16 protein-coding genes are annotated in these 19546 nt (G+C 60.5%); 9 read left to right on the top strand and 7 right to left on the bottom strand.

From position 1 onward, the window contains the following. The first annotated feature begins 37 nt into the window (after window positions 1-37). Together K325_RS0112305 and K325_RS0112310 are read left to right on the top strand one after the other, a co-directional pair. Window positions 38-2173 carry a tRNA(Met) cytidine acetyltransferase TmcA gene (locus tag K325_RS0112305; protein ID WP_029654572.1) on the top strand — a complete coding sequence of 712 codons (2136 nt, stop codon included), beginning with the start codon at window positions 38-40 and terminating at the stop codon, window positions 2171-2173. Between the two features lie 69 nt (window positions 2174-2242). After that, window positions 2243-2830 (top strand): ankyrin repeat domain-containing protein, encoded by a 588-nt coding sequence (locus K325_RS0112310; protein ID WP_029654573.1) that lies wholly within the window; start codon window positions 2243-2245, stop codon window positions 2828-2830. A gap of 8 nt (window positions 2831-2838) precedes the next feature. Here the strand turns inward: K325_RS0112310 and K325_RS0112315 are convergent, their stop codons facing one another. Continuing rightward, on the bottom strand, window positions 2839-3948 hold the full coding sequence (locus K325_RS0112315) for an enoyl-CoA hydratase/isomerase family protein (protein WP_029654574.1): 1110 nt from the start codon (window positions 3946-3948) through the stop codon (window positions 2839-2841). 220 nt (window positions 3949-4168) lie between these two features. Between K325_RS0112315 and K325_RS0112320 the strand changes: the two genes are divergently transcribed. After that, the gene (locus tag K325_RS0112320) at window positions 4169-4504 is read left to right on the top strand and encodes a c-type cytochrome (RefSeq protein ID WP_029654575.1); all 336 of its coding nucleotides are present in this window, start codon (window positions 4169-4171) and stop codon (window positions 4502-4504) included. A 25-nt stretch (window positions 4505-4529) separates the two neighbouring features. Here K325_RS0112320 and ppnN read toward each other — a convergent pair whose 3' ends face one another. Further along, window positions 4530-5912, bottom strand: coding sequence for a nucleotide 5'-monophosphate nucleosidase PpnN (gene ppnN / locus K325_RS0112325; protein WP_029654576.1), 1383 nt, complete (start codon window positions 5910-5912; stop codon window positions 4530-4532). A 122-nt stretch (window positions 5913-6034) separates the two neighbouring features. On the opposite strand from ppnN, the gene thiI reads away from it, so the two are divergent. Further along, on the top strand, window positions 6035-7489 hold the full coding sequence (gene thiI, locus K325_RS0112330; protein WP_029654577.1) for a tRNA uracil 4-sulfurtransferase ThiI: 1455 nt from the start codon (window positions 6035-6037) through the stop codon (window positions 7487-7489). Here thiI and K325_RS0112335 read toward each other — a convergent pair whose 3' ends face one another. After that, window positions 7490-8503, bottom strand: a complete 1014-nt coding sequence (locus K325_RS0112335) for a histone deacetylase family protein (protein WP_029654578.1) — start codon at window positions 8501-8503, stop codon at window positions 7490-7492. It lies immediately after the preceding gene. A 283-nt stretch (window positions 8504-8786) separates the two neighbouring features. Between K325_RS0112335 and K325_RS0112340 the strand changes: the two genes are divergently transcribed. Both K325_RS0112340 and uvrD read left to right on the top strand, forming a co-directional pair. Then, on the top strand, window positions 8787-10235 hold the full coding sequence (locus tag K325_RS0112340; RefSeq protein ID WP_029654579.1) for an NAD-dependent succinate-semialdehyde dehydrogenase: 1449 nt from the start codon (window positions 8787-8789) through the stop codon (window positions 10233-10235). 240 nt (window positions 10236-10475) lie between these two features. Beyond that, window positions 10476-12641 (top strand): DNA helicase II, encoded by a 2166-nt coding sequence (gene uvrD, locus K325_RS0112345; RefSeq protein ID WP_029654580.1) that lies wholly within the window; start codon window positions 10476-10478, stop codon window positions 12639-12641. A 178-nt stretch (window positions 12642-12819) separates the two neighbouring features. Here the strand turns inward: uvrD and K325_RS0112350 are convergent, their stop codons facing one another. The 4 genes from K325_RS0112350 to arsH form a co-directional block, all read right to left on the bottom strand. Next, window positions 12820-13617 (bottom strand): undecaprenyl-diphosphate phosphatase, encoded by a 798-nt coding sequence (locus K325_RS0112350; protein ID WP_029654581.1) that lies wholly within the window; start codon window positions 13615-13617, stop codon window positions 12820-12822. A 105-nt stretch (window positions 13618-13722) separates the two neighbouring features. Further along, window positions 13723-14919 (bottom strand): chromate efflux transporter, encoded by a 1197-nt coding sequence (chrA, locus tag K325_RS0112355; RefSeq protein WP_029654582.1) that lies wholly within the window; start codon window positions 14917-14919, stop codon window positions 13723-13725. Between the two features lie 26 nt (window positions 14920-14945). Then, window positions 14946-16013 (bottom strand): ACR3 family arsenite efflux transporter, encoded by a 1068-nt coding sequence (gene arsB / locus K325_RS0112360; RefSeq protein ID WP_029654583.1) that lies wholly within the window; start codon window positions 16011-16013, stop codon window positions 14946-14948. Between the two features lie 9 nt (window positions 16014-16022). Then, a complete protein-coding gene (arsH, locus tag K325_RS0112365) occupies window positions 16023-16739 on the bottom strand; it encodes an arsenical resistance protein ArsH (protein ID WP_029654584.1) in 717 nt (238 codons plus the stop codon). Between the two features lie 90 nt (window positions 16740-16829). Here arsH and K325_RS0112370 point away from each other — a divergent pair, with 90 nt between their 5' ends. From K325_RS0112370 to arsJ, 3 genes are read left to right on the top strand one after another with little or no spacing between them, the layout of a single operon-like run. After that, a complete protein-coding gene (locus K325_RS0112370) occupies window positions 16830-17186 on the top strand; it encodes a metalloregulator ArsR/SmtB family transcription factor (protein ID WP_029654585.1) in 357 nt (118 codons plus the stop codon). Window positions 17187-17229: 43 nt separating this feature from the next. After that, window positions 17230-18234, top strand: coding sequence for an ArsJ-associated glyceraldehyde-3-phosphate dehydrogenase (locus tag K325_RS0112375; RefSeq protein WP_029654586.1), 1005 nt, complete (start codon window positions 17230-17232; stop codon window positions 18232-18234). Between the two features lies 1 nt (window position 18235). After that, entirely contained in the window at window positions 18236-19447 is a 1212-nt protein-coding gene (arsJ, locus tag K325_RS0112380) for an organoarsenical effux MFS transporter ArsJ (protein ID WP_029654587.1), read from the top strand. Window positions 19448-19546: the final 99 nt, after the last annotated feature.

The following is a 19546-nucleotide window of genomic DNA, read 5'->3' on the forward strand; positions in this document are numbered from 1 at the left end:
GGCAGACACAACGTATCGACATCAGGTCAGAATCAACGTGACAGAACAGACGCAGGTATCCGTTTCCGGATTGAGACAACTTCAGCAAGCCCTGGCAGCCGCAGGGCACCGGCGGGTGATACTGGTTGAGGGTGACCGGGAAGCGGCCCGGGCGCGGATTTTCTCGCTGTTGCGTCAATGGTCCCCTGCAGAGGGTGCTTGGGTCGGGAGCGAAGACGACGCGGCCCGGGCCGCTCTGCCCCACCTGGCCATGGCACAGTACCGGCGGGCGCTGGGTCAGGAATTTTCCATTCTGGTGTGGGACGGCTGGGCGGGGCACTCACCGGATGCCTTTGCCGCGCTGGCAGGCGCCCTGAGGGCGGGCGGGCTGTTGTTCTGGCTGACGCCGGAACTGGATCAGTGGCGTTACTTTCCCGACCCGGATTATGCCCGTACAGGGCTTGACCGCGCAGACGAACATCCGTTTGCGAACCGTCTTGCGAACATGGTTGGCTTCGATGAGGCGGTTCTCCGGCTGCGGCCCGAAGATGAGGGCGTAACCATGCCGGATTGCTCTGAGGCCCGGAAGGCGGGGTTCCGTCCCGGCCCAACGGGCGAGCAGCAGGCCGTGATTGAGGAGATCGTCCGCCAGGGGCTGGGCCGGCGTCGCCGGCCTCTGGTCATCACGGCCGACCGGGGCCGGGGCAAGTCGGCAGCCCTGGGCCTGGCGGCGGCGCGGTTGTTGCTGGCAGGACGGGAGCGGGTATTGGTCACCGCGCCGTCTGCCGACAATACCTCGACCCTGTTTCGCCACGCAGCAGCGGCACTGGGAAATCTTCTGTCTGAAGAAACAGCGACCGGGCTGACCACGACGGCGGGCCGGGAACTCTGTTTTCTGACGCCGCAGGATCTGCTCTCTCAGCAACCTGCCGCCGAGGTGGTGATGGTTGATGAAGCCGCGGGGCTGTCGGTCCAGTGGCTCAAGGCGATCCTGCTGGGATGGCCGCGGGTGGTGTTTGCCAGCACCGTGCACGGCTATGAGGGCACGGGCCGCGGTTTTACCATCCGCTTCCGGCAGGTGCTGGATGAGGAGACCCCGCAATGGCGCGCGGTCAGCCTGTCTCGCCCGATTCGCTGGGCAGTTGATGACCCGCTGGAGCGGTTGGTGTCCCGGATGTACCTGTTGGCGGCTGAAGCACCGGAGCCTGGGATGGCCGGAGATGTTTGCATCGAGCGCTGGGAACCGGCCGAAGCGGAGGAGTCGGTGTTGTCCGAGGCCTTTGGGCTGTTGGTTAATGCTCACTATCGCACAACGCCTGCCGACCTCCGGCAGTGGCTGGATGATCCGGCTGCCATGACCTGGAGGGCGAGTATTGGTGGCCGGACCGTGGGTGTGTTGTGGGCGGTTCTGGAAGGTGGCTTGCCGGAAGGCCTCGCGAATGACGTGGCGGCTGGCAAACGTCGCCTTCGGGGCCAGCTGCTGGCGCAGTCCCTGGCCAACCACGGGGGATTTCCGGAAGCCGCCAGGCTCAGGACCCTTCGGGTGGTGCGGGTTGCGGTGACAGAATCGGCCCGACGGCAGGGTATCGGGCAGCGTCTGGTGCAGGCCGCTACCGCTGCCTGCCAGGAGGCCCGAATCGACCTGCTCGGGACCAGCTTCGGGGGGGAATCCGGGCTTCTGGCGTTCTGGGCCCGGTGCGGGCTGACGGTGGTCCGGATGGGGCTGCGTCAGGAAGTGTCCACCGGGGAGTTCCCGCTGCAGATGTTGCAAGGTATCACCAATCCGGGACAAGCACTTGAAGAGCGCTTACGCCAGCGTTTTGCCAGCCACTGGCCATTGCTGATTTCACGGCACTGGGATGAACTCGATCACGATCTTCTGTTGGCGGTAGGTAGTTCGTTGCCTGCAGCCGTTACTCTGGGGAGCGATGACCAACGGGATCTGGCCAATTTCGCCCACGGATTCCGGGGTTATGAACTGACCTTGCCGGTTCTGTTGACGCTTTCCGCCTGCGAGGGCGTGCTGAGTATGATCAGGAAACACCCGGAGGCTCGTTTGTGGTGTCGTGCCGTATTGCAGGGTTGGAGCTGGGACCGGCTTCGGAACGCGGGGGAATGTCGCGGCCAGCGCGATGGCGAACAACGGTTGCGGGCACTGGTAAGCGAACTTCTTCAACGCAGGGTGGAGTTGTGACCGGTTCGATTTAAATCCCGGAGCTCGCTGAGCAGAATAGCGGTATAACGCAAACAAGAGAGTTCAGACATGGGCAGGGACGCGAGTCATCACTATCATCTGGTTTTTTTTCTGCTGCTGACGCTGCTGGCGGGCTGCACCACGAACGGAGTCCCGGAGCAGGCTGGCGCGCCCGGGCAGGAAGCCGGGGAGCTGATGGCGGCGGTGCAGGCCAATCAGGACCGGGCGGTCCTTGAGCTGCTTTCCCGGGGCGTGAGCCCCGAGGCACGGACGGAAACCGGCCAATCGCCCCTGATGGAAGCAGCGGCGAACGGTAACCGACGGATTGCCCGGTTATTGCTGGCCGCCGGAGCCGATGTGAACGCCCGTGACCGTGGGGGCTACACCGCGGTTATCCATGCAGCTGAACATGGCCACCTGGCGGTGGTGCGGGCGCTGCTGGCGGCTGGCGCCAACGTCAATGTGAGCCAGGATGGCGAATCGTTGCTCATGAAGGTGGTTGCCAGCGGAGACCTCCTGACCGCCGAGATGCTGCTGGCCGCCGGAGCCGATGTGCGTTTTCGCCGGGCCGACGGTGTGACAGCCCTCGACCTGGCGCGGGCCAGCAACAATACCGATCTGGAAATGCTGCTGGTGCAGGCCGGTGCGGCCCGCTAGCCCAAGCTTCAGACCGAGTCCAGTGCCATCGGGTCGGTGGCGTCGTCCCACACTGGCAGGAAGTGCTGTTCAATGATGTCCTCGGGGACCTCGGCAACCGAGGTGTAGGACCAACGGGGAGACCGGTCCTTATCCACCAGCAAGGCGCGGATGCCTTCCGCCAGGTCCGGTCGGCGAATGCATTCCCGGGCCATCGCAAGCTCCATCCGGAACACGTCTTTCAGCGACATCTGCTGCCCTTTGCGCAACTGGTTCCATACGAGCCAGGCAGTAACCGGGCATCCGGTTCGCAGGGTTTCAATGCAGGCCTGCCACCAGGGGTCGGCACTTTCCGAGGACAGAAGCTGTGCCACGATGGCGGGCAGTTCGTCGCCAGCACTCAGCCGGGCAATGGTCTGCTCGTGCTGCTCCAGATGTCCCGGGGCCAGGGCGCGGTAATCCAGTGCCTCCAGCTGATTCAGCAACCGGAACAGGCGGTTGTCGTCGGCGGCGGTTTCACCGCTCCAGCGCTCCTGCTGAAGACGTTCGAGTAACGTGCTGGTCTGTTCGGTTTCGATGACCATGTCGGCAAGGCCGACCCGGAGGGCATCGGTGACGTTAAGGCGAGCGCCCGTCAAACCCATGAACAGGCCAAGGCGACCGGGCAGGCGATTCAGAAACCAGCTTGCGCCGACGTCTGGAAACAGGCCAATACTGATTTCCGGCATGGCCAGCGTGGCACTCGGGTGAATCAGGCGGTAGCGGCAGGCTGACAACAACCCCAGACCACCCCCCATAACGATACCCCCGGCCAGTCCAACGACCGGTTTGGGAAACCGGTGCAGGGTAAAGTCGAGGCGGTACTCGGAGGTAAAGAAACGGGCCGCGGTTTCCGGGTCTCGATGGTTTTTCAGAGCCGGATACAGGGCTTTGATGTTGCCCCCGGCGCAGAACGCGCGCTCGCCAGCCCCTTGCAGAACCACCAGGCAAATGCGGGAGTCTTCGGCCCAGTTGTTCAGGGCCTGCTGCATCTGGTCGACCATGGGCTCGGTCAGGGCATTCAGCGTGCCGGGTTCGTTCAGGGTGATCAGGCCAATGTGCCCTTCCCGGCAGGCGAGCTCCGCTACCTCAACTGGCATGGTGTGAGTCTCCGCTCTTTCTTTGGTTAAGTGGGTCGTTTGTTGTGGTTTGTGTGTACTGTCATTCAGAATGATCAGGAGTAAAAGAGGACTATCGTCGCACGAAAGTCCTTGATCTATCACATTTGAGCTCACCGGAGGGTGTGCTATAAGTGGATTCTGAGTTACTGACCGGTTTTTGCCGGAACGTGAACGTTAAAACGATGAGAGGGTGAATACAATGAATCTGAAGCATCTTGCAGTAGCAGGCCTGTTCGCAGCGGGCGCCATGGTGCCGGTCGCGTCCATGGCGGCGGGTGATATCGAAGCTGGTAAGGCCAAGGCTGCTGTGTGCGCCGCGTGCCACGGTCAGAATGGTATTTCTCAGGTTCCCATCTATCCGAACCTGGCTGGTCAGAAAGAGCAGTATCTGGTTGCTTCACTGAAAGCCTACAAAGCGGGCCAGCGTCAGGGCGGCCAGGCTCCGGTGATGCAGGGCCAGGCGACTGCCCTCAGCGATGCCGACATTGCTAATCTGGCAGCTTACTACGCCAGCCTCCCGGCTGCCGGCAAGTAAGTTTCTATGCGGTCAGTGGTGCGGCTCAGGCCGCCCCACTGACAATGCGATAGCTCGGCCGGTAAGCGGTTGAACCTGGCAGTTTCATCCGGTTCTGGGTGACAAACTGCTCCAGCATGGCTTCCAGAGGTTTGATCAGGGTCGGGTCTCCGGCGATCTCGAACGGACCTTTCGCCTGAATCTGACGAATCCCGCTTTCCTTCACGTTACCCGCCACAATGCCACTGAACGCTTTGCGCAGGTTGGCCGCAATGAGGTGAACCGGCTGGTCACGGTGCAGCTCCAAAGCCCGCATGTTGTCATGGTTGGGTTCAAACGGTAGCTGGAATACCGGGTCGATTTTCAGCATCCAGTTGAAATAATAGGCATCCTGCATGGCACGGCGGAACGTTTCTACGTCTCTCATGCCCTGTTTCATGGTTTGCGCCACCCGCACCGGATCGTCAATGATGATCTCGTATTTACTGGCCGCTTCGTCGCCCAGAGCATTGCGGATGAACTTGTCGATCATCTCGAAGTACTCGGCGTTTTCCCGACGACCGGTAAACACCACCGGGAACGGCAGGTCGGCGTTATCCGGGTGCAGGAGGATGCCAAGCAGATACAGGATTTCCTCGGCCGTGCCAACGCCGCCCGGGAACACAATGACGCCATGGCCGCAGCGGACAAAAGCTTCAAGGCGCTTTTCGATGTCCGGCATGATCACCAGTTCGTTCACAATCGGGTTGGGGGCTTCGGCACCAATGATGCCGGGCTCAGTAATGCCGATGTAACGGCCGTTTTTCACTCGCTGCTTGGCATGACCGATGGTGGCGCCTTTCATCGGGCCTTTCATGGCGCCGGGTCCACAGCCGGTGCAGATGCTCAGGGCCCGCAGCCCCAGTTGGTGGCCAACGTCTTTGCTGTACTGGTATTCCTCGTGGCTGATCGAGTGACCGCCCCAGCACACCACCAGATCCGGCTGGCGGCCGGCTTCCAGCACCCGGGCATTCCGCAGGATGTGAAAGACCTGGTTGGTGAGGTCTTCCGGGTTGTCCTTGCGAAAACCAGCGATGGTGTTGGGCAGGGAATGGCTGTAGACGATGTCCCGGAGCACCGAAAACAGGTGTTCGCGCATGGCCCGGAGCATCTCGCCATCGACGAAGGCGTGCCCCGGAGCGTTGACCAGTTCCAGCTTCAGGCCCCGCGGTTGCGGTACCAGCCGGACATCAAAGTCGGCGTGTGCCTCCATCAGTTCTTTGCAGTCGTCGGTTTCAATGCCCGTGTTGAGTACGGCCAGTGCGCACTGGCGGAACAGGCGATACAGACCACCTTCGCTCTTATCCTTGAGCCGGCTTACCTCGTAGTTGGATAGAATTTCGAGGCTGCCCTCGGGAGAAACCAGGGCATTCATGGTGGTTTCAGTCATCGGTAAGAGAACTCCTGATGGTTTCGGCAATGACGGATTTTGAGCCAGTCTGGTGAAAGGGTACACTAAGGCCTTTCCGGCTATTACGCCACCCGACGTTATTCCGATCAAAGTCTTTTTTTATGAAATTGCTGATTCGCCCCGCTTCTGAAGTGGCTATCAAGAGTAAACCCGTTCGCCAGCAGCAAATGCGCCAGTTGCGGCAGAATATCCGTAAATTGCTGGTCCGGCTCGACCCGGATATCCGTGTGGATGGCAGTTGGGATCGCGTAGATGTTGAGGTGCCGGATGGCCGCGGCCTGGCGGGCCCGGTGATTGATGAGCTGGTCCGGATTCCTGGTATTTCCACGATTCAGGAGATCGGGGTTTTCCCGTTCATCAGTCTCGACGATGTCGGTGAAAAGGCGGTTGAGGCCTACGCCGACCGTCTCCGGGGCAAAACCTTTGTGGTGCGCGCGCGCCGGATTGGTAATCACGATTTCCGCTCGATTGACCTGGAGCGGTCTGTTGGTGCGGCGCTGCTGCAGGCATCCGAGGCAAAAGGCGTAGACCTGAAAACGCCGGACCTGGAAGTGCGCATTGAGGTCAAAAACGACCAATACCACATCGCTCACAGGCGTCATCAGGGCCTGGGCGGTTATCCGTTGGGGTCGGTTGAAACCGTGATGACGCTGATCTCCGGTGGTTACGATTCCTCAGTCGCCGCGTACCTGATGATGCGGCGAGGTATCCGCAACCATTATCTGTTTTTCAATCTCGGTGGCGTGGCCCATGAAGTCGGGGTTCGCCAGGTGGCGCATTACCTGTGGGAACGCTACGGGGCGTCCCACAATGTGAAGTTTATCTCGGTGCCGTTTGAGGGGGTGGTTGCTGAAATCATGCGCTCGGTAAACCACCGGCACTGGGGCGTGGTGCTCAAACGGATGATGCTGAAAGCCGCGGCTGATATTGCCCGGGATTACAACGCCGCCGGCCTGGTGATGGGGGATGCGGTCGCGCAGGTGTCCAGCCAGACCCTGACCAACCTGAATGTGGTCGACCGGGCCAGCGATGAGGTGGTGTTGCGCCCGTTGATTGCCATGGACAAGCAGGAAATCATCCAGATTGCCAAAGACATCGGAACCGAGCCGTTTGCCCGCAACATGCCGGAGTACTGCGGCGTGATTTCCAGCAAGCCGGTGACCCGCGCCAGGCTGCATCGGGTGGAGGAAGAGGAGGCGAAGATGGACCCGGCCGCACTGGCCGATGCCGTTGCCAACCGTACCGATACCATGGTCAGCCAGCTCCTGGACAGCACCCATACGCCGGAAGAGGTGGAGTTGATCCAGACGCCGTCGGTAGATGACGTGATTATCGACGTTCGCCACCCGTCTGAAGAAGAGCGCTCGCCGCTGACACTGACCAACAACGAAGTGCTTAAAATCCCGTTCTACGAGTTGAACCAGCAGGTGGCTGACCTGCCGGGCAACCGTCAGTACCTGCTGTATTGTGACCGGGGCACCATGAGCCGCATGCACGCCGGCCACCTGAAGGCTGAGGGGCATGGCAATATCAAGGTGTATGCCCCGGTGGCGTGATCAGCCCTCTAATCCCTTGAAAAACTGCTGGACGTTCTCGCTGAGGGCGTCCAGATCATACCCGCCTTCCTGCACCACCAGCGTGGGTAAGCCCAGCTGACGAAGGTGAGTGCTCAGCCGGCAGAAACCTTCGGTCGTGACGGCAACCTTGGCCTGCGGGTCGTTCTTGTAGATATCGAATCCCAGGGTCAGGATCAGTACATCCGGCTGGTACAGGCGAATGGCGGTCATCGCCTCTTCCAGCTTGGCGAAGAAATCCTCCTCGCTGGAGCCGTGGGGCATGGGCAGATTGATGTTGTAGCCATAGCCTTCGCCTTCCCCCCGTTCGTTCTCGAAGCCGCTGACCACCGGATAAAAGTTGGTGGGGTCGCCGTGGATGGAGATGTACAGCACGTCGCTGCGATCGTAGAAGATCTCCTGGATGCCCTGGCCATGATGCATGTCGGTGTCCAGGATGACCGTTCGCGGGAACCGGCTCTTCAGGTGCTCGGCCGCGATGGCGGCGTTGTTCAGGTAGCAGAATCCACCGGCGGCATCCTTGCGGGCGTGATGGCCCGGTGGCCTGCACACGGCGTAGGCGGTGCGTTCACCGGCGATCAGCGCATCGGCGGCACCCAGGGCCGTCTGGGCAGACCAGTAGGCCGCTTTCCAGGTGTTCTCGCCAATGGGGCAGCTACCGTCGGCCAGATAACAGGCGGCTTCGGCCAGAATGCCGCGCATGGCGTTGGGTGACCGAACGAAGATGTTCGACATCACCTCATCGCCCCAGTCTTCCATTTCCATCCAGCGCCGATGAGCCGACTCCAGAAACCGCAGATAGCCGAGGTCGTGCACTCTGGCAATGGCGGCGGAGCCCTGGTCTGCAGGCTGCAGTACCGGAATCCCCCGGGCTTTCAGCCCCTCCAGCATCTGACTGGTGCGATCCGGGACCTCCTGGGGCTGACGCATCTGGCCCCGGGTAAAGTACGTCTTCGGAATATGCAGATCCTGCGTGGGATGAAAAAATGCCTTCATGAATCCATCTCCTTGGGCGTGTCTGGGGAGCCTGATAAAACCCTCCCTCCGAGTATAGGCACACAACCCAATGGGTCAAAAAATCGCCGGGAGCGATTTTTAACGTTGCGCTAGCAACGGCCCGAAGGGAGGCCGCCATGGACGGCAGGCCATAAAAAATCGCCGGGAGCGATTTTCGTCGACTTTACAGGTTGCGGATCAGCATCCACTATGAAAGTCGCATTCTTGTTTTCAGGCACTCCAGAGAACCGGGTGCCGCCATGGTTACGGAAAAGGAGCCGAGATGATCGAGTCACCCTTGCTGGAGAACCTTACCGGTTATATTGGTGGGCGCTGGACGGATTCGTCGAACGGGGCCACCTTCGATGTCTACAACCCGGCCACGGGCGCCGTTATTGCCAAGGTGCCGTCGATGCCGGAGCAGGACGTGCTGGCGGCGGTCGATGCTGCGAAATCTGCGCTGAGGCTGAGTAACCCTTATCCGGCCGAGAACCGGCGCCAGTGGCTGGAGGCTATTCGTGATGGCCTGAAAGCCAACCGGGAGGAAATTGGCCGGGTGCTGTGCCTGGAGCACGGCAAACCCCTGAAAGAAGCACAGGGTGAAGTGGATTACGCCGCTGGCTTCTTCGACTACTGCGCGCAAAACCTGGAGGCGCTTGACGCCCACGAGCTTCCTGGCAAACCACGGGACTGTACCTGGACGGTGCATTATCGCCCCGTTGGGGTAACCGGCCTTATCGTGCCCTGGAACTTCCCCATTGGCATGATTGCCAAGAAGCTGTCGGCCGCACTGGCAGCGGGCTGCCCGTCGGTGATCAAACCTGCCAGTGAAACACCGCTGACCATGATTGCCTTTTTCAAGGTGATGGACGGGCTGGATTTGCCGGAGGGCATGGTGAATCTGGTGATGGGCAAGGCCAGTGTGATCGGCAAGGTGCTGTGCGAGCACAAAGGTGTGCCCATGCTCAGCTTCACCGGCTCTACGGAAGTTGGCCGAAAACTGATAGTCGACACCGCAGAACAGGTGAAGAAGCTGGCACTGGAGCTGGGTGGCAACGCGCCCTTCATCGTGTTCGAGGATGCGGATCTGGATGCCGCTGCCGACAACCTGATGGCCAACAAATTCCGCGGTGGCGGCCAGACCTGTGTGTGTGCCAACCGCATTTTTGTTCATGAGAACGTCGCCGATGCCTTCGGTCAGAAGCTGGCCGAACGGGTGAACAGAATGACCGTTGGTGACGGCATGCAGGATGGCATCGACATAGGCCCGCTGATTAACAAGGCAGGTTTCGACAAGGTAAAACGGCACTTGGAAGATGCGTTGGCCCAGGGCGCTACCCTGGTAGCCGGCAAGCAGCCTACCGACCTCGGCGATGGCCTGTTCTTCCCGCCGACGGTGGTGCAGGGCGTGACCCGCAACATGGCCTGCTATAAGGAAGAGACCTTCGGCCCGCTGGTGCCCATGGCGTTGTTCCGCACCGAAGAAGAAGTGATTGAGGCCGGGAATGACACTGAGTTTGGCCTGGCCTCTTACGTATTCACCGCCGATGCCGGGCGCGCCCAGCGAGTGGCAGCGGGATTGCGGTTCGGCCACGTAGGCTGGAACACCGGTACCGGGCCCACGCCGGAAGCGCCGTTTGGCGGCATGAAGGCCTCAGGTATCGGCCGGGAAGGCGGGCTGGAAGGCTTGTTCGAGTTTGTGGAAGCCCAGACGGTGCCGCGGGGTTTCTAGCCTGACAACCTCAATCCTGGAGGTCGTCGCACGTGGGAGGTTCCCCTTCAGGACACGCTACGAGCACGTCCATGTGCGCTTGACTGTGGCCATTCATGGCCACAGACAGTCCTGAAGGGGAACCTCCCACGCGCTCTTTCTGACGACGGGCGGGGGCTCCTATGTCCTCACCCGACAAACCGGCTTTTCTCCTGTTATACTCTCCCTCCTGTTTATTTAACCAGTAAAAAGCCAGGTGCTATGGACGTCTCCCACATTATCGATTCCCTGAACGACGCCCAACGTGAGGCCGTCACCGCCCAGAACGATCACTTGCTGGTGCTGGCCGGTGCGGGCAGTGGCAAAACCCGGGTGCTGGTGCACCGCATGGCCTGGCTGATGTCAGTCGACCGGGTGCCGCCCACCTCCATTCTGGCCGTGACCTTTACCAACAAGGCCGCGAAGGAAATGCGTTATCGGGTAGAACAGATGATGAACATCCCAACCCGGGGGTTGTGGATTGGCACCTTTCACGGGATTGCCCATCGGCTGTTGCGGTCGCACTGGAAAGACGCGGGCTTGCCGGAGAACTTTCAGGTGCTGGACAGCGATGACCAGTTGCGGCTGGTGAAGCGGGTGATGCGGGAGAACCAGATTGATGAGAGCCAGTGGCCGCCCAAACAGGCCCAGTGGTTCATCAACAGCCAGAAAGACGAAGGGCTGCGGGCAGACCACATTCAGGATAACCCGGGCGATCATTTCACCAATACCATGCTGAAAATCTATCGTCAGTATGAGCAGCTTTGTCATCAGGGTGGCCTGGTGGACTTTGGCGAACTGTTGTTGCGCTCCCACGAACTCTGGCTGCACAGGCCGGAGCTGCTCAGCCACTACCAGCAGCGATTCCAGCACATTCTCGTGGATGAGTTTCAGGACACCAACACCATCCAATATGCCTGGCTTCAGGTGCTGGCCAGCAACCGGGTACCGCTGACGGTGGTGGGTGACGACGACCAGTCCATTTACGGTTGGCGGGGCGCCAAGATCGAGAACATTCAGCAGTATCAGCGGGATTTTCCCAATTCCCGGCTGGTTCGGCTGGAGCAGAACTACCGTTCCACCAAAACCATTCTGAAAGCGGCCAACTCGGTGATTGCCAACAACCAGGGGCGGCTGGGGAAAGAGCTCTGGACCGATGGTGTGGAGGGAGAGCCCATCAGCCTCTATGCAGCCTTCAACGAGCAGGACGAGGCCAACTACATCGCCGACTCTATCTCGGCCTGGGTGAACGAAGGCAATTTGCGCAGTGAATGCGCCATTCTGTACCGTTCGAACGCCCAGTCCCGGGTGCTGGAAGAGTCGTTGATGCGTCAGGGTATTCCATACCGGGTGTATGGGGGGCTGCGCTTTTACGATCGTCAGGAAATCCGTAACGCGCTGGCGTACCTGCGTCTGGTGCACTACCACCGGGACGATGCTGCCTTTGAGCGGGTGGTCAATATTCCGACCCGGGGCATTGGTGCCAAGAGCCTTGCCGAGATTCGGGAGTATGCCTCCGGGCAGGGTATTTCCCTGTGGGAATCTTCCGAGCGGCTACTGGCCGCAGGGCAGGTCAAGGGCCGGGCAAAGACCGGCTTGCAGCAGTTCCTGGAGATTGTGAATGGCCTCTCTGAGATGGCGGGGCATGCCTCGTTGCAGGGGCTGATGAAACAGGCCATTGAGTCCAGCGGTCTGAAGGATTACCACGCCAGTGAGAAAGGTGAAAAGGGCCAGGCCCGGGTGGAGAACCTGGAGGAGCTGGTCAGTGCACTGGCGGACTACGATGTGGAAGAGGGCGTGGACCCACTGGCGGAGTTTATCGCTCAGGCTGCCCTCGATGCCGGCGAGTCCCAGGCGGATGCGCACGAAGACAGTGTGCAGTTGATGACGCTGCATTCGGCCAAGGGGCTGGAGTTCCCGATGGTGTTCCTGGCGGGTGTTGAGGAAGGGCTTTTCCCGCACAGTATGTCGCTGGAGGAGCCGGGGCGCATGGAGGAAGAGCGTCGTCTGGCGTATGTGGGCATTACCCGGGCGATGAGGAAGTTGGTGTTGACTTACGCGGAGTCCCGCCGGTTGTACGGGCAGGAGAAGTTTCATGCGTTGTCGCGGTTTGTGCGGGAGATTCCGGGGGATTGCCTGCAGGAGGTGCGGTTGCGTAATACGGTGACGCGCCCGGCGATGGTGGAGCGGCCGAATGAAAGCCTGTTCAGTCAGGATTCGGCGCAGCAGGCGGGTTTCAGTCTGGGGCAGCGGGTGCGGCATCCGAAGTTTGGTGAGGGGATTGTGATGAACTGTGAAGGTTCTGGGCATCATACCCGGGTGCAGGTGAATTTTGATGAGGGGGCCAAGTGGCTGGTGTTGGCTTATGCGCCGCTGGAGGCCTGTTAGTTTTTTCGCCTGAAAGCTGTGGGGTCTGTGTCGGGTTGGGGGGAGCTGTCCAAAAAGCGCTCCTTCGGCACATCCATGTGGCGCTTGTGTTCCGCCATCCCTGGCTCCACAAATTTTTGGACAGCTCCCCCCAACCCGACACTTCTGGCGTTGTTCGTGCGCTCAGCAAAAAGGCTATTTACATCAGCACTGCGTAAATCACTCCCGCCAGCACAATCCGGTAGATCACATACGGCCACATACCCACCTTGTTGAGCCACTTCAGGAAGAAGTGGATGGCGGTGATGGCCATCAGGAAGGAGGTGATGCCACCGATCAGGAAGCCGTTCCAGTCGACAATTACGTCAGACGTCGCCACTTCCAGCAATTTGACCGCCGATGCCAGCACGATGATCGGGATCGCCAGCAGGAAGGAGAACCGCGAGGCGGTTTCCCGGGTCATGCCCAGGAACAGGCCGGCGGTGATGGTCACGCCGGAGCGGGAGGTGCCGGGAACCAGGGCCATGGCCTGGGCGATGCCGACAATGACGGCGTCTTTCCAGTTCAGGGTGTCCATGGTGCGCTGGCGTTTGGGGAGCCAGTCGGCGAGGCCAAGCAGCAGGCCAAACACCAGAGTGGTGAAGAAGATCACCGAGGCGCCCCGCAATTCATTGTCGATCATATCCAGTAAGGCCAGGCCCGCCAGGCCGGCAGGGATGGTGCCAATCACCAGATACCAGGCGAGGGCGCCCTGGCCCACGATTCGGCGTTGGCCAACGGAGATCAGGCCATCCCGGGCGATGCCGAAGACGTCCCGGCGGAAATAGAGGACGACGGCCAGCAGGGTCCCCACGTGTACTGAGAGATCGAACCCCACGCCCTGGTCTTCCCAGCCAAAAAATGCCGGTGTCAGGATCAGGTGGGCGGAGCTGGAGATGGGCAGGAATTCGGTCAGTCCCTGGAGGAGACCAAGAAAAAGGGCCTGGTAAACATCCATTCTTTCGAGTCCAGTCGAGAGTTCAGGAGGGCCGGCCGGGTGGGCCGCCCTTGCAAAGTGAGCGGATATTAACAGGGCGGCCGCACGCTGAACAGGCGTGGCAGGTTACGGAACCAGCAGGATGCCGCCCAGAGCCATGGCGATGACCACGCCCCAGGCGGGCAGTTTCCAGACGCTGAGGAGCAGGAAGCCGGTCAGGGCCAGGGCAAATTCTTCGGGGCCGATAATGGCGCTGGAAAACACGGGCTGGTAGAGCGCGGCGCCGAGAATGCCCACGACTGCCGCATTGGCGCCCCGCATCAATGCCTGTGCCCGGTGCCAGCGTCGGAAGTTGTTCCAGTGTGGCAGGACTGCCAGAAGAATCAGAATGCCGGGTAGGAAAATGACCAGCAGGGCGAGCATCGCCCAGAGGACCGGGGTAGCAGGCTGCATGACGGCTCCCAGGTAGGCCGCGAAGGTAAACAGAGGGCCGGGGACGGCTTGGGCGGCGCCGTAGCCGGCGAGGAATTCGTTGGCGGTCACCTTTCCGGTTTGCACCACTTCGGCTTCCAGCAGCGGCAGCATCACATGGCCGCCGCCGAACACCAGGGCGCCTGCCCGGTAAAAGCCATCAAGCATGTCCAGTAGGGGGGAGGGTGTCAGCCATACCAGAAGAGGGAGGCCGGCCAGCAAGAGCACATACAGCAAGGCCGAGAACCGGCCGGCACCCGCAGACACTGGCAGGCTGGAATGCCCGGCTGCACCGTCATTGGCCGACCGGCACAGAATCAGCCCCGCCAGGGCGCCAATCGCAATCGCGAAAACCTGCCCCGCCGTGCCACCGATAAATACCACAAGCAACACGGCCGCCAGGGCAATGCCGGCCCGTTGCTGGTCCGGGCATAGGGAGCGCGCCATGCCCAGTACCGCATGGGCCACGACGGCAACGGCGGCGACTTTCAGGCCATGGATAATGCCTTGGCTGACAGGACCGTCCAGCAGGCCCGCACTCAGGGCGAAGACCACCAGAATGAGGGCTGAGGGCAGGGTGAAGGCGGTCCAGGCCGCCGCCGCCCCCCAGCCGCCGCCCCGTTGCAGGCCGATGGCAAACCCGACCTGGCTGCTGGCGGGGCCTGGCAGGAACTGGCACAAGGCCACCAGATCGGCATAGTCCTGTTCTGATAGCCAGCGGCGCCGGGCCACGAACTCGTTCCGGAAGTAACCCAGGTGGGCCGCAGGACCGCCAAAGGACGTCAGGCCCAGGGCGAGAAAGGCCAGAAAAATTTCCCGTATTCGGTCGAGTCTGGCCGGGCCAGAAGGCATACACATCTCCGTACCCGCAGGGGGTGTCAGGCCGGGAATCTGTCCCGGGTTTTATTGGCAATGCGGACCAGTGCCAGCATCAGGGGCACTTCCACCAGAACGCCCACCACCGTGGCCAGGGCCGCGCCGGATTGCAGGCCAAACAGGGCGATGGCGGCGGCAACGGCCAGTTCGAAAAAGTTGCTGGCACCGATCATCGCACCAGGTGCGGCGATGCAGTGGCGCACGTTCCACAGCCGGGCCCACCCGTAAGCCAGCAGAAAAATGAAGACGGTCTGGATGATCAGGGGCACGGCGATCAACAGTATATGCAGCGGATTTTGCAAAATGACTTCACCCTGAAAGGCGAATAACAGCACCAGGGTGATGATCAGAGCCATCGGTGTAACAGGCCCCAGCCGCTTCATGAACACGTTGTCGTACCAGGATTGTCCGTGACGGGCGATCAGGGTGCGGCGGGTGAGGTAGCCCGCGGTGAGCGGAATCACGATATACAGCACGACGGATAGGATGACCGTGTCCCAGGGCACCTGTATGTCGGAGATGCCCAGCAGAAACACCACGATGGGTGCGAACGCAAACAGCATGATGAGATCGTTCAGGGACACCTGAACCAGCGTGTAGGCGGCGTCGCCCCGGGTCAGGTAACTCCAGACAAACACCATGGCGGTGCAGGGGGCAGCGCCCAGCAGGATAGCGCCGGCCAGGTATTCGCTGGCCAGTTGGGGCGCAATGAAGGGCTCGAACACCACCATCAGGAAAAACCAGGCGATGGCAAACATCGTAAAGGGCTTGATCAGCCAGTTCACGATGGTTGTGATGGCCAGGCCTCTGGGCTCTTTCCGCACGCCGACAATGGCACTGAAATCAATCTGGGCCATCATCGGGAAGATCATGGCCCAGATCAGGATGGCGATAGGAATGGATACCTGCGCGTACTCAAATCGGGCCAGGGTCTCCGGTACCGAGGGCAGGAACTGCCCCAGTGTGACGCCCGCCACGATGGCCAGCGCGACCCAGACGGACAGATAGCGCTCGAAAATACCCATGCCTCCGCTGGCAGATAACTCGCTCGGATTTTCTTTGCTGCTCATCACGAATCCTCAAATGGAGCGCTGGTTTACCCGCTCTGACAGGGCTTCGGCACTTTCCTTTCGTTCGGAATAGCGGTCCGTCAGGTAGTCGCTGCGATCACGAACGAGCAGGGTGAATTTTACCAGCTCCTCCATGACATCCACGATGCGGTCGTAGTAGGGCGATGGCTTCATGCGGTCCTGGTCGTCAAACTCCATGAATGCCTTGGGCACGGAGGACTGGTTGGGGATGGTGACCATCCGCATCCAGCGCCCGAGAACCCTTAGTTGGTTCACCACGTTGAAAGACTGAGAGCCACCACAAACCTGCATCACCGCGAGGGTTTTTCCCTGAGTCGGCCGAACGGCCCCCAGTGACAGGGGAATCCAGTCAATCTGGGTTTTCATGATGCCGGTCATCGAGCCGTGACGTTCCGGGGAACACCACACCATGCCCTCACTCCACTGCACCAGGTCGCGCAGTTCCTGAACTTTTGGGTGGCTGGCATCTTCGGCATCGGCCAAAGGCAGGCCGCGAGGATTGAAGAGGCGTGTTTCTGCGCCCATGGCTTCCAGCAGTCGGGCGGCTTCTTCTGTGACCAGTCTGCTGAACGATCGCTCACGCAATGAACCGTATAGCAGGAGCAGGCGTGGCGCATGCCCGGAGGTTGGCCCGTTCAGGTGGTTGTTGACGGTTGGCCGGTCCATCAGTGATGGGTCGAGGTTGGGTAGGTCCTGGGTATCCATGGGCGGAATCGTTCCTTTACGTCATCACGGTGTCATATTAATATTCGAATAATCGCATATTCGAAAACCCATATATATTGGCTTGTTGATATGAAAGATCAAGTGTTCTGCCATCCGGTGTCGGTCTTTAAGGCGCTGAGTGATGAGCTGAGGCTGGCCGCGATGCTGCTTCTGTATCGCCACGGCAAGCTGTGCGTGTGTGAACTGATGGAAGCGTTTGACGCTCCCCAGCCAAAGGTCAGCCGGCATCTGGCGTTGTTGAGAGAGGCCGGGTTGCTGGACACCGAGCGCCGTGGCCAATGGGTCTATTATTACCTTAATCCGCTTCTTCCAGCCTGGGTAGTGCAGATACTGGAAGAAACGGCACACAACAATGCCGCACTGACCGAGAAAGCCCAGGCCAGATTACAGGCCATGGCAGACCGCCCGGTGGCGCCGTGTCCATGATCAGCAACGGTAAACGGATTGCGGCTTCCGCAAGGAGAACGACATGAACAGGATAAAGGTAGGGATCAACGGGTTTGGCCGCATTGGTCGGTTGGCTCTGAGGGCAGCCTGGGGCTGGCCGGAACTGGAGTTTGTTGCGGTGAATGACCCGGGTGCTGACGCCAACACCCTGGCTCATCTGCTGAATTTTGACAGTGTGCATGGCCGCTGGCATCACGACGCCGTAGCCGGGGGCGATGGGATGGTCATCGACGGTCAGCGCCTCCGTGTGACTCATAATAAAGCCATTGCCGATACGGACTGGTCTGGCTGCGATCTGGTGATTGAAGCCAGTGGTGTGAACAAGTCGGTGGCGGTGCTGAAGGGGTATCTGGATCAGGGTGTGAAGCGGGTGGTGGTAACCGCGCCCGTGAAGGAAGCTGGCGCCAGAAACATTGTCATGGGCGTGAACGAACATACGTTCGATCCGGCCACCGATCGCATTGTGACTGCGGCTTCCTGCACGACGAACTGCCTGGCGCCGGTGGTGAAGGTGATTCATGAGGCGCTGGGGATCAGGCACGGTTCCCTGACCACCATTCACAGTCTCACCAACACCCAGACGATCATTGATGCACCCCACAAAGATCTGCGTCGCGCCCGGGCCTGTGGCAGTTCGCTGATACCCACCAGTACCGGATCGGCCACGGCCATCATCGAGATTTTCCCGGAGCTGAAAGGCCGCCTGGATGGCCATGCGGTGCGGATTCCGCTGATTAATGCGTCGCTGACGGATTGTGTGTTCGAGGTGGAGACTGCCACCGACAGGGAGACGGTGAACCAGCTTTTGAAAGAGGCCGCGGAAGGAGAATTGAAAGACATTCTGGGTTACGAGGAGCGCCCGCTGGTGTCGGTCGATTACAAGACGGACCCCCGCTCCTCGGTGGTTGATGCGCTCTCCACGCTGGTGGTTAATGGCACACATGTGAAGATTTATGCCTGGTACGACAACGAGTGGGGGTACGCCAACCGGGCGGTGGAGCTGGCCCGCAAGGTCGGGATGGCCTGAGATGAATTCGGCCATCCGCCAGTATCTGGTGATTACCGGCAACTACTGGGCCTTCACCTTGACCGACGGCGCGCTGAGAATGCTGGTGGTGCTGCATTTCCACCAGCTGGGCTACTCGCCGCTGGCCATTGCCCTGTTGTTCATCTTCTATGAGTTGTTCGGGGTGGTGACCAATCTGGTGGGGGGGTATCTGGGCGCACGCCTGGGCCTGAACCGCACCATGAACATCGGGCTGTTCCTGCAGATCGTGGCCCTGCTGATGCTGGCGGTTCCGGCCGCTGCACTCACGGTGCCCTGGGTGATGGCGGCGCAGGCGTTGTCCGGCATTGCCAAAGATCTGAACAAAATGTCGGCCAAGAGCGGTATCAAGTTGCTGGTGCCGGATGAGCAGCAGGGCAGGTTGTACAAGTGGGTGGCGATTCTGACCGGCTCCAAGAATACCTTGAAAGGGGTGGGGTTTTTCCTGGGTGGCGTATTGCTGATGTCGGCGGGGTTCCGGGGTGCAGTAGTTGCCATGGCGGTGGTGTTGGGGCTGGTCTGGCTGGCCAGTCTGTTCCTGCTTGGGCAGGACCTGGGCAAGAGCAAAGCCAAACCAAAATTCTCCGACATTCTGTCCAAGAGCCGGGCGATCAATGTGCTGTCTGCGGCCAGGATGTTCCTGTTTGGTGCCCGGGACGTATGGTTTGTGGTGGCTCTGCCGGTATACATGGCGACGGTCTTCGGCTGGGATCATTGGCAAGTGGGTGGTTTTCTGGCGTGCTGGGTTATTGGCTATGGCTTTGTCCAGACGGTCGCCCCGCGCATTACCGGCCTTGCCAGTGGTAAGGCCGGAGCGGTGTTCTGGGCGGCGTTGCTGGCTGGTGTGCCTGCAGCGATGGCCGGTGCGTTGGTGGTGGGTTGGCCACCGGAGTGGGTGGTCATTGGCGGCTTGTTGCTGTTCGGTATCCTGTTTGCGATCAACTCTTCCCTGCACAGCTATCTGATTGTCCGCTACGCTCGGGGCGATGGCGTCTCGCTGGACGTAGGGTTTTATTACATGTCGAATGCGGCGGGCCGCCTTATGGGGACCCTCCTTTCCGGGTGGGTATACCAGGCCTGGGGGCTGGAAGCGTGTTTGTGGATCTCCGCGGCGCTGGTGGCCATGGCGGCCCTGTTGTCGCTGGGCTTGCCTGACCGGCGGGATGAAGCAATAGGAGAGCAACGCTTCGTGTGAATCGGGCTGTCGCTGGTTCCGGTAAGTTCATGGTGATCAGGCACCATCGTAGGATGTGAGTGTGGTGGTGTTTCGGGCTAGGCTTTGGGCATCCATCAG

This window comes from Marinobacter daepoensis DSM 16072, assembly GCF_000421165.1.
Lineage (GTDB): Bacteria > Pseudomonadota > Gammaproteobacteria > Pseudomonadales > Oleiphilaceae > Marinobacter > Marinobacter daepoensis.

Bases quoted from the DNA above. Each gene is read 5' to 3' on its own strand.
- K325_RS0112310 (WP_029654573.1), top strand. From the start codon at position 2,243: ATGGGCAGGGACGCGAGTCATCACTATCATCTGGTTTTTTTTCTGCTG.
- K325_RS0112315 (WP_029654574.1), bottom strand. From the start codon at position 3,948: ATGCCAGTTGAGGTAGCGGAGCTCGCCTGCCGGGAAGGGCACATTGGC.
- K325_RS0112320 (WP_029654575.1), top strand. From the start codon at position 4,169: ATGAATCTGAAGCATCTTGCAGTAGCAGGCCTGTTCGCAGCGGGCGCC.
- ppnN (WP_029654576.1), bottom strand. From the start codon at position 5,912: ATGACTGAAACCACCATGAATGCCCTGGTTTCTCCCGAGGGCAGCCTC.
- thiI (WP_029654577.1), top strand. From the start codon at position 6,035: ATGAAATTGCTGATTCGCCCCGCTTCTGAAGTGGCTATCAAGAGTAAA.
- K325_RS0112335 (WP_029654578.1), bottom strand. From the start codon at position 8,503: ATGAAGGCATTTTTTCATCCCACGCAGGATCTGCATATTCCGAAGACG.
- K325_RS0112340 (WP_029654579.1), top strand. From the start codon at position 8,787: ATGATCGAGTCACCCTTGCTGGAGAACCTTACCGGTTATATTGGTGGG.
- uvrD (WP_029654580.1), top strand. From the start codon at position 10,476: ATGGACGTCTCCCACATTATCGATTCCCTGAACGACGCCCAACGTGAG.
- K325_RS0112350 (WP_029654581.1), bottom strand. From the start codon at position 13,617: ATGGATGTTTACCAGGCCCTTTTTCTTGGTCTCCTCCAGGGACTGACC.
- chrA (WP_029654582.1), bottom strand. From the start codon at position 14,919: ATGCCTTCTGGCCCGGCCAGACTCGACCGAATACGGGAAATTTTTCTG.
- arsB (WP_029654583.1), bottom strand. From the start codon at position 16,013: ATGAGCAGCAAAGAAAATCCGAGCGAGTTATCTGCCAGCGGAGGCATG.
- arsH (WP_029654584.1), bottom strand. From the start codon at position 16,739: ATGGATACCCAGGACCTACCCAACCTCGACCCATCACTGATGGACCGG.
- K325_RS0112370 (WP_029654585.1), top strand. From the start codon at position 16,830: ATGAAAGATCAAGTGTTCTGCCATCCGGTGTCGGTCTTTAAGGCGCTG.
- K325_RS0112375 (WP_029654586.1), top strand. From the start codon at position 17,230: ATGAACAGGATAAAGGTAGGGATCAACGGGTTTGGCCGCATTGGTCGG.
- arsJ (WP_029654587.1), top strand. From the start codon at position 18,236: ATGAATTCGGCCATCCGCCAGTATCTGGTGATTACCGGCAACTACTGG.